This is a genomic window from Falsiphaeobacter marinintestinus (genome assembly GCF_007923355.1).
Lineage (GTDB): Bacteria > Pseudomonadota > Alphaproteobacteria > Rhodobacterales > Rhodobacteraceae > Phaeobacter_A > Phaeobacter_A marinintestinus.
Window position 1 is genome coordinate 572447 of sequence record NZ_VOGO01000002.1, and the last position, 10698, is coordinate 583144.

Sequence of the window (10698 nt, forward strand, 5' to 3'; positions counted from 1 at the left end):
GCTTTTCGCCTCATCACTAATTTTTCTTCGGTTTAAGCAAATTCGGGGGGGCAATCCAATGACTTTTCCGTCAATGGGCGACATGTTGCGGCCAGTGAGTCAACCTTCCAGCGCTGGAAGGTTTGATTTGCATCAAGTACAGAAAATGGAATGTGTTCTACGACGGGGATCTCAACACAGGAGAGATCAATGAAAGCCCGTTTCTTTGTCTACATAGTCGCCGCAACGCTTGCGATTCTGTCCACTGTCGCACCCCAGGGTGCGCAAGCCGATGACGACGCGCCGCGTGGTTTGTTTGTGAACCTGACGACCGATGATACCTGGGCTGCTGCAAAGGCAATCATGTTCGCGCATCAGAAATCTCTGAAGAACGGGCATGACACGGCGATCTGGATGAACGTGCGGGCCGTGTATCTGGCCGACACAAAACGGCCCAGCCACGTGCATGGCCTGATGGCCAAGCAGGGAACCTCGATCCAGGATATGTTGAAAGCCTTCATGGCGGATGGCGGCACAGTCATCATGTGCGGCGCGTGCTCCAAGGCCGCTGGGCTGACCAAGGCAGATTACATCGCCGGAGTTGAAATGGGCAGTTGGCCGCTGATTGAAAGCTGGTTGTTCCGGGACGGAATGCAGACCCTGTCCTGGTAAGACAGCCCAGCACGCGGCCCCTGGGACAGATCTGGCAGATCCAACGGGGGTCGCGTTAATTAACGCGTTCCAGCAAGGCTTGAATTGTCTGTTCAGGTTGCCCCAAAAGCTGCAGCGCATCCGCTTCCGACGTCTGGATCAGCGGCACCACACCGTCATACGCGTCCCATGACCGCATGACTGTCCGCGCCAGTTCATCGGGTTCGGCACCTGTGACCAGATAAACCATCAGCGTTTCGACGCCTTGCGCCGCAAACAGTTCGGCCTTCTTCGCCTGAAGCGACATGATCTTGAAATAGTCGCGTTCAAACCCGGTCAGACGGGACAGGTCGACCAGTTGCTTTTGGCCCGGTTTGCAATCGGGATGTGCGACATACTCGGAAAACGCGGCGAATGTATCTGCGACCCGCGCCATTCCATCATAACGGACATAGACCAGTCCGCGGTCTGCCAAGATGCGGAAAGAAACTGACATCACTGCGCTCTACTTACCCATAATCGTGACAAAAAAGGACCGGCACAGCTGCCGGTCCTTTGAGAAAACATTTTCTGACCGTTTGGTCAATCCATCGGTTTGAAGTTGAACTCGCCACCTTCACGGATGCCGCTGGGCCAGCGCGACGTGATTGTCTTGGTGCGGGTATAGAACTTGAACGCATCCGGACCGTGCTGGTTCAGGTCGCCAAACACCGATTTCTTCCAGCCTCCAAAGGTGTGATAGGCCAGCGGCACCGGGATCGGCACGTTGATACCGACCATGCCGATGTTGATCCGGTTGGCAAAGTCACGCGCGGTGTCGCCATCACGGGTAAAGATCGCGGTGCCGTTGCCGTATTCGTGATCCATCGCCAGTTTCAGCGCTTCTTCATAGTTCTGCGCACGCACGGTGCTCAGAACCGGGCCAAAGATCTCTTGCGTATAGATGTCCATATCCGGGGTCACGTTGTCGAACAGATGTGCGCCAACAAAGAACCCGTCTTCGTACCCTTGCAGTGAAAAGTCGCGACCATCGACCACCAGCTTGGCACCCTGATCGACACCCGACTGCACCAGACCGAGGATCTTTTCCTTTGCCGCTGCCGTCACGACCGGACCATAGTCAACGTCATCGCCCGAGGTATAAGGGCCGACTTTCAGCTTTTCGATACGCGGCACCAGCTTCTCGATCAGCCGATCTGCGGTGTCTTCGCCAACAGGAACGGCAACCGAGATCGCCATGCAGCGTTCGCCTGCCGCGCCATACCCGGCGCCAACCAGCGCGTCAGCGGCCTGATCCATATCGGCATCGGGCATGATGATCATGTGGTTCTTGGCACCACCAAAACACTGAACGCGCTTGCCGTTCGAACAGCCACGGCCATAGATGTATTCGGCAATCGGGGTCGATCCGACAAAGCCGATCGACTGGATCACCGGATGATCAATGATCGCGTCCACAGCTTCCTTGTCGCCGTTCACCACCTGCAAAACGCCTTTGGGCAAACCGGCCTCTTCCAGCAGTTCGGCCAGCATCAGCGGAACCGACGGGTCACGCTCGGACGGCTTCAGGATAAACGCGTTGCCGCAGGCGATGGCCGGGGCGAACATCCACATCGGGATCATGGCAGGGAAGTTGAACGGCGTGATGCCGGCGGTAACGCCCAGGGCCTGACGCATCGAATACATGTCGATGCCGGGGCCAGCGCTGTCGGTGTATTCACCCTTCAGCAATTGCGGCGCACCGATGCAATACTCGACCACTTCCAGGCCACGCTGAACGTCACCCTTTGCATCAGGGACGGTCTTACCGTGCTCACGGCTCAGCGCTTCGGCCAGTTTCTGCATGTCGCGGTTCAGCAGATCGACGAATTTCATCAGAACACGGGCACGACGCTGCGGGTTGGTCGCGGCCCAGCCGGTTTGCGCATCCGCGGCGATATCGACGGCAAAGGCCATCTCTTCAGCATTGGCCAGCGGCACTTTGGCCTGAACCTCACCTGTCGCCGGGTTAAAGACGTCGGCAAAGCGGCCAGACTGGCCTTTGACATGCGCGCCGTTGATATAGTGCGTAAGTTCTTGCATCGGGCATTCCTCCGTGAATTTTGCGGCAGGATAGGCTTGCATATTTCCATTGAACAGAGGCAAGATTTCAAAAAGGCTTTGCGAAATTCGCAGAGGTCGAGGCAAAACAAGAGCAGGAGACGCGGCAATGGACCCGCATTGGGATGACATGAAGATCTTTCTGGCCGTGGCGCGCGAAGAAAGCCTGTCGGGGGCAGGGCGCGTTCTGAAGCTGGATCCGGCCACGGTGGGGCGGCGTATCGCACGGCTGGAACAGGCGATGGAAACGCCGCTGTTCGTCAAATCCCCGCAGGGCTACGCGCTCAGCACGGCAGGTGAACGCCTCATGACGCATGGCGAACAGGCCGAACAGGCGATGCGTGCGGCACAAGAGGCAATGGCAGGGCCCAGCGAAACGCTGTCCGGCCAGATTCGCATCGGCGCGCCCGATGGCTGTGCGAACTATCTGCTGCCACAGGTCTGCGCCGACATAGGCGAAGCGAACCCCGACCTTGATATCCAGATCGTCGCCCTGCCGCGCGTGGTGAACCTCAGCCGCCGTGAGGCGGATATTGCCATCACAGTCAGCCCACCTTCGGCCGGGCAGCTGCTGGTGCAGAAAATCACCGATTACAAACTCAGCCTCGTCGGATCGCGCCGCTACCTCAAAGACTTGCCACCGCTCGAAACCGTTGATGATCTGCAAGGCCAGCGGATGATTGGCTATATCCCCGACATGATTTTTGACACCGAACTGGACTACCTGTCTGAAATCGGAGTTGACCGTGTTTCGCTGGCCTCCAATTCAGTCCCGGTGCAGCTCAGGTTTGTGATCAACGGCGGCGGTTTGGCGATGGCGCATGATTTCTGCCTGCCGTCGCACCGCGCCCTGATCAAGGTACTGGATCAGGACATCAGCCTGACCCGCAGCTTTTATCTGGTGCGCCATCAGGGCGATCAAAGAAGTGAACGTTTGAACCGCTTTGCCGACGCAATTGCGGCGGGGTTGCGCGATGAGGTCGCACGTCTGGAAGCGCTGGCTTGACACGAACGCTTATTGCGGCAACGCTTTGTAATACGAAAGATTATTTCCGAGGAGGCGGCATGCTAGTTCAGACGATTCTCAAATCCAAGGCAACAGACAGCGTAGTCACGGTTTCCTCTGGCGCCAGTGTCGCGGAGGCCGCCAAACTGCTGGCGGACAACCGGATCGGGTCATTGGTTGTGTCAGATGATGGCGAAGTGCCCGTGGGCATCCTGTCAGAACGCGATATCGTGCGTGAATTGGCCAAATCGGGCAGCGGATGTCTGTCTGAAAAGGTCGAGACCTATATGACCACGCAGGTTCAGACCTGCACCGCGCAGTCCAGCGTCGAAGACATCCTGACCCGGATGACCGAAGGCCGGTTTCGCCACATGCCGGTTGTCGAAAACGGCAAATTGGCCGGTATCGTCACGCTTGGCGACGCTGTCAAAGCGCAACTGGCTCAGCTGGCGATGGAAAAAGATGCCCTCGAAGGGATGATCATGGGACATTGAGTCCCTTGAATTCGCCGTTTGGGTCGTGTTTGCCTGCGCAGCATGACGTTCGGGCAGGAGGTAAGGTTGCGAACTGCATTGTATCCCGGGACATTCGATCCCGTGACTTTGGGGCATACAGACATCATTCGCCGCGCTGCAGCGCTGGTCGATAAACTGGTGATCGGTATTGCCATTAACCGTGACAAGGGGCCTTTGTTCACGCTGGAAGAGCGTGTTGCCATGATCGAGGCCGAATGCGCTGTCCTCAGTGAACAGACGGGCACCGTGATCGTCGCGCATCCGTTTGAAAACCTGTTGATCGACTGCGCCCATGACGTTGGCGCGCAGATCATCGTGCGCGGACTGCGGGCCGTGGCCGATTTCGAATACGAATTCCAGATGGTCGGGATGAACCGCGCTCTGGACGATTCAGTCGAGACCGTGTTCCTGATGGCCGACGCGCGGCGCCAGGCGATTGCCAGCAAGCTGGTGAAAGAGATTTGCCGCTTGGGCGGCGACGTTTCGAAATTCGTTCCGCCAAAAGTGAACGAGGCTCTGAAAGCACGGATAGCACAGGGTTAGGGCGTCTCGGCTCTGCTCAACCCGTCAAAGGCGCGCAGGTTTTTGCGCGCCTTTTTCATTAAACTTGATGCAAACCGGTAAATCGCAGTGATCAGGCGTCACCGCCAGAACGCCAGCCAATCCAGAAGGTCCGCCAGCTTCTTGCCCAGGAAAACCACATCCGTGGTTCCACGCAGAAACAGGTCCGCCGTGATGGCCATGAAGATAACAATCCCCAGATATAGCGCGATCTTGTCGGTCATTGGGCCCTGCGGAAACTACCGGTTCGCTTCGGTATGCCCGACCACCGATCCGGAAACAAGCGCAGGATCAGGCGGCCTTGGCTCCGACCGCTTCAACCGCGCCCATTGCACTCGCCGTATCCAGCATCCGGCACGAGAACCCCCACTCGTTGTCATACCATGACAGAACCCGAACCAACCGTCCGTTCACGACCCGGGTCTGGTCCGGCGCAAACACCGAACTTTGCGGGGCGTGGTTGAAATCGATCGACACAAGCGGGTCTTCTGCATAGCCCAGCACCTTGGTCATCGCGCCACCCGTGGCGGCCTGAATGGCGGCGTTCACCTCGTCCTTGGTGACGTCTCGTGCGGCGACAAAGGTCAGATCCACGGCCGACACATTCGGTGTCGGCACCCGGATCGCTGATCCGTCCAGCTTGCCCTTCAGGTTCGGCAGCACTTCTCCCAGCGCCTTGGCGGCCCCGGTTGATGTCGGGATCATCGACATCGCAGCCGCGCGGGCGCGATACAGATCAGAATGGCCGCGGTCATGCGTTGGCTGATCGCCGGTATAGCTGTGTATCGTGGTCATCTGACCGCTGACGATGCCAAAGCGTTCGTCCAAAACCTTGGCAATCGGGGCCAGGCAATTGGTCGTGCAGGAGGCGTTTGACACGATCCGGTCATCCAAGCCCAGTTCATCTTCGTTAACGCCATAAACGATCGTTTTGACGGGCGTCGACCCGCCCGCAGGGGCCGAAATCAGAACTTTGCCCGCGCCCTTTGTCAGGTGTCGCGATGCGGTTTCGTGACTGCGGAATATCCCGGTGCATTCCAGCACAACATCGATATCGCCCCAGTTCAGATCTTCGGGCGCCTTTTCACTGCTCAGCCGTATCGGCTTGCCGCCAACCTCCAGCACATCGCCCTTCAGCTGAACATCTTCACCGAACCGGCCATGCACGCTGTCATAGCGCAGAAGGTGGGCAATGGCCTTGGGGTCTGTCAGGTCGTTGATCGCAACGATTTCCAGATCATCCCGGCCAGTCTCATAAGCCGCGCGCAAGACGCAACGTCCGATCCGTCCGAATCCGTTAATGGCAAGTTTGAGTGTCATGGTTCGCTCCCTTGATCTGTTAGCGCTAACATCACATTCCAACCAATTTGTCAACCACCCACACCGTCCGGCAGGGGTCAAAAACGCAAAAACCCGCCCGGAAACACCGGACGGGCTTAAGAATTGATCAAAGGGAAGGCGTTTTAGCCCAGCTTGCCCATGGCGACGGCCACGTCCGCCATCCGCACCGAAAAGCCCCATTCGTTGTCATACCAGCACAACACGCGGGCCATGCGGCTATCCACAACGCGGGTCTGGTCCGGCGCAAAGATCGAGCTTTCGGGCGAATGATTGAAATCGACCGACACCAGCGGGGCGGGCTCATACCCCAACACGCCTTTCATCGGGCCTTCAGCCGCAGCCTTGGCCGCCGCGTTGATCTCATCCGCCGTAATGTCGCGGGACGCCCGGAAGGTCAGATCAACCGCCGACACATTCGGGGTCGGCACACGAATGGCCGATCCGTCCAACCGACCCTTGAGGTTCGGCAGAACTTCACCCAACGCCTTGGCGGCCCCGGTCGAGGTCGGGATCATCGACATCGCAGCCGCGCGGGCGCGATACAGATCGTCATGGCGACGGTCCAGCGTCGGCTGATCGCCGGTATAGGCGTGGATCGTGGTCATGATGCCGTGCTCAATTCCAAACGCATCGTCCAGCATCTTTGCTAGCGGAGCCAGACAGTTGGTGGTGCACGACCCGTTCGAGATCATCTTGTCCCCGGCCGTCAGCTCACCGTCATTCACACCATACACAATCGTCCGGTCGACGTTCTTGCCCGGCGCCGACAGCAGCACTTTCTTGGCGCCGCGTTCCAGATGCACATTCGCCTTCAACCCGTCATTGAACTTGCCGGTGCACTCCAGAACGACATCGCAGCCGTCCCAGTCCAGCTCGTTCAGATCATAGGTCGAATACATCTGCATGTCGCCGCGACCCAGGTTCATGACACCATCCCCGATGGTCACATCGCCGGGAAAACGGCCATGCACACTGTCATATTTGATCAGATGGGCGGCGGTTTCCAGCGGTCCGGTGGCGTTCACCTTGATCACTTCGATATCGTCACGACCCGATGCGGCAATATGCGAAAGGGTGCAGCGGCCGATCCGGCCAAAACCGTTGATCCCGACTTTAATCGTCATGACAGTCTCCAAAAGGGTAATTCTTTGGGGCCGTATAGACCGAGACTTTCAGCCCCAAAAGGGTAAAAGCGTCGCATTATAAAGGTGTTAGCGCAATCTTGCGTGGTTTGCGCTAACGGGAGGAGAGAGGCGTCCGACAGGTCTCCCAAACCGAGGCGGATCGAAAATAAAATGTGCGCAACCGAGGATCGGGCCCGTCGAAGACCTGTCTGAAAAGCTGGTATCGGCCCAGAGCCGACCTTGGCCGGATTGCCAGCCGCTGCGCCGCAGCTTCACCGAACCGGCCATTGACGCATCACGCAACATTAGCATTAGTGCAATGATTTGGTCGCGGACGAAGCCGACTTCTGCGCAGTGTCCGGCTTCAAAATAAAGGTGGTCACGCAATATCTGTCTATCTATCCTCCTAAAAGGAAAAATTTCGGAGCAAATTAGTTGCAACGGCAATCAAAAGAAATCAGGAAAGACGGTTTACGAGCAGAACTCTATCGCGTGCAAGAACGCGAGAAAGCGACTCAGAAAATTCTACGCGTAATCAGCGAGAGTCGAGCGGACGAGACGCCGGTGCTCGACGCGATTGTGCGTGCTGCTGCCCTTCTTTGTGATGCCAATGTGGTAGGACTGTCGCTGGTCAACGAGACACGTACGCGGATGCACTATACGGCTGTGTTTGGAGCGGAAAATGAAGTCTTTTTGCCTGGGTATGAATTTGACCTCGACGGTCCGATCCAGGTTGTCCAGACAGTTAAAGAAGCCCGCACGATCCACACGGCGGACCTGGCGGATGATCCGCTGTATCGCGAACGGAATCCAATTCGCGTAAAGGTCGTGGATGAAGTGGGTGTCCGGACTTTTCTGACAGTACCGCTGATCAAAGAAGGGGTGGCGTTTGGGTGCCTGAACCTTAACCGCAATGAAGTTCGGCCATTTGCTGACGACGACATCGCGTTGATCGAAACTTTTGCGGAGCAGGCCGTCATTGCCATCGAGAACGTCCGCCAATTCCGTGAAGTTCAAACGCGACTGGAGCGGGAGAGGGCTTCGCGCGAGATATTGGAGGTTATTTCCCGATCCCGCGATGACGAGGCACCTGTCTTCGAGGCGATTCTGAATAACGCAGCCCAGCTTTGTGACGCCCCGATGGCCGATCTGGAACTTGTTGATGAGGATGGAACGCATCTCCGCGAGATAGCAACCTGGGGCCCTGCCGAGCGGGCCATTCCCTCGGAAGAATGCGTCTGGCCCATGGACAGCGAATATCGCAACGTTGTTGCAACTCGGGAAGGGAGTATCGACCATATCCCCGATCTGAAACTGACGGAAAGATATCTGTCGGGCGATCCGATGACAGTCGCGGCTGTAGACGTGGAAAAGCTGCGGACTATGCTTGTGGTGCCGTTGTTGAAAGCGGGGAATGGAATTGGGTGCCTCGTGTTGTTTCGACAAGAGCAGAAGCCGTTTACTGATGACGAAATCGCGCTGGTCGAAACTTTCTCCGCGCAGGCGGTGATAGCCATCGAAAACGTCCGCCAGTTTCGCGAGGTGCGGGTCCGGCTGGAACGGGAGAAGGCTTCCGCCGAAATCCTCGAAGTCATAAGCCGATCCCGGGATGACGAGAAACCCGTCTTTGACGCGATCCTTAAGAATGCAGCCCGGTTGTGCGATGTGCCGGGTGCAGCGCTGTATCTTGTAAACGAAGCGTGGACGGAATTCGTTTTGACGGCGGAATGGGGGACGTGGACGGTCGATATGGGTCCCGGCGCAGCCTGGCCACTGGACGGGCCGTTGCCGGTGGCGCAGTCCATTCGCAAGGGGCACACGGTCCATCTGGAAGATATAACCAAGACCGATTTGTACCGTGATGGCGACCCATCTTACATCATCATGGCTGACAAGGAAGGCTTGCGCTCTCGGCTATGTGTGCCACTGGTCAGCTGTGGAATTGCTTTTGGTGCCATCGCGCTTAGTAGACATGAGGTAAGGCCGTTTTCCGACGATGAGATCGCACTGGTCGAGAGCTTTGCCTCGCAGGCCGTCATCGCCATCGACAACGTCCGCCAGTTCAAGGCGTTGGAGGCGCGGACGGAAGAGGTTCAGAAGTTGAACTCCGGGCTTGAAAGCCGGGTCGAGGCTCAGGTGGGCGAGATCGAGCGCATGGGGCGGCTGAAACGATTCCTGTCGCCGCAAGTGGCGGATGCGGTTCTGTCGTCAGGCAACGAAAAGCTTTTGTCGAGCCACCGGGCGCTGCTGGGCGTGCTGTTCTGCGACATCCGCGGCTTTACGGCCTTCTGCGAAACTGCCGAACCGGAAGAAACTATTGAAGTGCTGCAGACCTATCACGAAGAAATGGGCAAGCTGATTGACGCACATGGCGCGGGCGTAGATCACCGGATGGGCGATGGTATAATGGTGCTATTCAATGATCCATTGCCTTGCGAAGACCCAGCCGGGGATGCCGTGAAACTGGCCATCGCTATGCGCGCGCGCATGTCAGATTTGTGCCGCGCCTGGAAACGTATGGGTTACCGACTAGGCTTTGGTGTCGGTATTTCACTTGGATATGCAACAGTCGGTATGGTCGGGTTCGAAGGGCGATCCGATTACACAGCCTCAGGCACCGCAATCAACCTAGCGTCGCGGCTTGGCGACGAAGCTGAAGATGGCCAGATCCTTCTCAGCACGCGCGCTGCAATTGCGGTGGAAGATATGTTCGCATCGGTTTCGGTCGGAGAGGTCTCGCTTAAGGGTATCCGCGAACCAGTAGAGGTTTTCAGATTAGACAGCGCCTAGAAAGGCAACCGCCGCGGAGCCAACTTTGCAGACATCACAAGGAAAGTACAGGATACCACTGCGTGGCTTTTAACGGCAGTACGAGAATAGTGAAACTGGTTCGGCGAACCCTCGGATTTCATGATCCCCGAGCGGCACTGCATTATCGCCGCAGAGTTCGACAAAATCGGCCGTGGCTATCACATCTGCATCCAAAGTCTTTGTTAGGTCTTCACAGCGGCTGACGAGTGCAACCGCTGGGCCAGTTGCGGTGAAGTCAAGCCGCTTTTCCGTGCCAACATTGCCGTAGACGACTTTCCCGACGGTCAAAGCGACGCCGAAAGAAAGCGGGAGGCCGTCGGTCTCTGGCATCAACTGGTTTTTTTGGTCGAGCCTAGCGAATGCTTCTCTGGCCGCGGAAAGCGCGGCAAAGCACATACTTTTCGGTGGCCGCTTTTCGCTTTCAAAGGGAAAAATTGCGAGCACACCGTCGCCGATGAATTTTAGCACCTCTCCGCCATGATCGATTACGGCTCCAGCAGTACAATCGAAATAGCTGTTCAGGATACCTAGGGTCAGGATTCATAACCAAAACATGACGACAGCGGCCAGGGCACAGGCTGACAGGAAGACCTTGGGGCATCTGTCGTAG

At 57.3% G+C, this 10698-nt stretch carries 11 protein-coding genes; 5 read left to right on the forward strand and 6 right to left on the reverse strand.

Annotation, left to right across the window (positions count from 1 at the left end; genetic code table 11):
• Positions 1-189: 189 nt before the first annotated feature.
• Positions 190-651: a DsrE family protein gene (locus FOY56_RS07150; protein ID WP_186766268.1), complete on the forward strand. Its 462-nt coding sequence runs from the start codon at positions 190-192 to the stop codon at positions 649-651.
• A gap of 55 nt (positions 652-706) precedes the next feature.
• Here the strand turns inward: FOY56_RS07150 and FOY56_RS07155 are convergent, their stop codons facing one another.
• Entirely contained in the window at positions 707-1126 is a 420-nt protein-coding gene (locus FOY56_RS07155; RefSeq protein WP_146345119.1) for a hypothetical protein, read from the reverse strand.
• Positions 1127-1212: 86 nt separating this feature from the next.
• Entirely contained in the window at positions 1213-2712 is a 1500-nt protein-coding gene (locus FOY56_RS07160; RefSeq protein ID WP_146345120.1) for a CoA-acylating methylmalonate-semialdehyde dehydrogenase, read from the reverse strand.
• 127 nt (positions 2713-2839) lie between these two features.
• On the opposite strand from FOY56_RS07160, the gene FOY56_RS07165 reads away from it, so the two are divergent.
• The 3 genes from FOY56_RS07165 to coaD all read left to right on the forward strand — a co-directional run bounded on the left by FOY56_RS07165 (position 2840) and on the right by coaD (position 4794).
• Entirely contained in the window at positions 2840-3736 is an 897-nt protein-coding gene (locus FOY56_RS07165; protein WP_146345121.1) for a LysR family transcriptional regulator, read from the forward strand.
• Positions 3737-3795: 59 nt separating this feature from the next.
• Positions 3796-4230, forward strand: a complete 435-nt coding sequence (locus tag FOY56_RS07170; RefSeq protein ID WP_146345122.1) for a CBS domain-containing protein — start codon at positions 3796-3798, stop codon at positions 4228-4230.
• Positions 4231-4296: 66 nt separating this feature from the next.
• Positions 4297-4794, forward strand: a complete 498-nt coding sequence (coaD, locus tag FOY56_RS07175; RefSeq protein ID WP_146345123.1) for a pantetheine-phosphate adenylyltransferase — start codon at positions 4297-4299, stop codon at positions 4792-4794.
• Between the two features lie 98 nt (positions 4795-4892).
• Here the strand turns inward: coaD and FOY56_RS23530 are convergent, their stop codons facing one another.
• The 3 genes from FOY56_RS23530 to gap (FOY56_RS07185) all read right to left on the reverse strand — a co-directional run bounded on the left by FOY56_RS23530 (position 4893) and on the right by gap (FOY56_RS07185) (position 7277).
• Positions 4893-5036: a hypothetical protein gene (locus FOY56_RS23530; protein ID WP_186766269.1), complete on the reverse strand. Its 144-nt coding sequence runs from the start codon at positions 5034-5036 to the stop codon at positions 4893-4895.
• A gap of 67 nt (positions 5037-5103) precedes the next feature.
• A complete protein-coding gene (gap, locus tag FOY56_RS07180; RefSeq protein WP_146345124.1) occupies positions 5104-6132 on the reverse strand; it encodes a type I glyceraldehyde-3-phosphate dehydrogenase in 1029 nt (342 codons plus the stop codon).
• A gap of 143 nt (positions 6133-6275) precedes the next feature.
• The gene (gap, locus tag FOY56_RS07185) at positions 6276-7277 is read right to left on the reverse strand and encodes a type I glyceraldehyde-3-phosphate dehydrogenase (RefSeq protein ID WP_146345125.1); all 1002 of its coding nucleotides are present in this window, start codon (positions 7275-7277) and stop codon (positions 6276-6278) included.
• A gap of 564 nt (positions 7278-7841) precedes the next feature.
• Between gap (FOY56_RS07185) and FOY56_RS07190 the strand changes: the two genes are divergently transcribed.
• Positions 7842-10067, forward strand: a complete 2226-nt coding sequence (locus FOY56_RS07190) for a GAF domain-containing protein (RefSeq protein WP_186766270.1) — start codon at positions 7842-7844, stop codon at positions 10065-10067.
• Positions 10068-10136: 69 nt separating this feature from the next.
• Here FOY56_RS07190 and FOY56_RS07195 read toward each other — a convergent pair whose 3' ends face one another.
• Positions 10137-10556 carry an adenylate/guanylate cyclase domain-containing protein gene (locus FOY56_RS07195; RefSeq protein WP_246139430.1) on the reverse strand — a complete coding sequence of 140 codons (420 nt, stop codon included), beginning with the start codon at positions 10554-10556 and terminating at the stop codon, positions 10137-10139.
• Positions 10557-10698: the final 142 nt, after the last annotated feature.

What these genes read in the sequence shown, in the direction of transcription:
- FOY56_RS07170 (WP_146345122.1), top strand. Translation starts at nt 3,796, where the DNA reads ATGCTAGTTCAGACGATTCTCAAATCCAAGGCAACAGACAGCGTAGTC.
- FOY56_RS23530 (WP_186766269.1), bottom strand. Translation starts at nt 5,036, where the DNA reads ATGACCGACAAGATCGCGCTATATCTGGGGATTGTTATCTTCATGGCC.
- FOY56_RS07160 (WP_146345120.1), bottom strand. Translation starts at nt 2,712, where the DNA reads ATGCAAGAACTTACGCACTATATCAACGGCGCGCATGTCAAAGGCCAG.
- gap (WP_146345124.1), bottom strand. Translation starts at nt 6,132, where the DNA reads ATGACACTCAAACTTGCCATTAACGGATTCGGACGGATCGGACGTTGC.
- gap (WP_146345125.1), bottom strand. Translation starts at nt 7,277, where the DNA reads ATGACGATTAAAGTCGGGATCAACGGTTTTGGCCGGATCGGCCGCTGC.
- FOY56_RS07155 (WP_146345119.1), bottom strand. Translation starts at nt 1,126, where the DNA reads ATGTCAGTTTCTTTCCGCATCTTGGCAGACCGCGGACTGGTCTATGTC.
- FOY56_RS07150 (WP_186766268.1), top strand. Translation starts at nt 190, where the DNA reads ATGAAAGCCCGTTTCTTTGTCTACATAGTCGCCGCAACGCTTGCGATT.
- FOY56_RS07165 (WP_146345121.1), top strand. Translation starts at nt 2,840, where the DNA reads ATGGACCCGCATTGGGATGACATGAAGATCTTTCTGGCCGTGGCGCGC.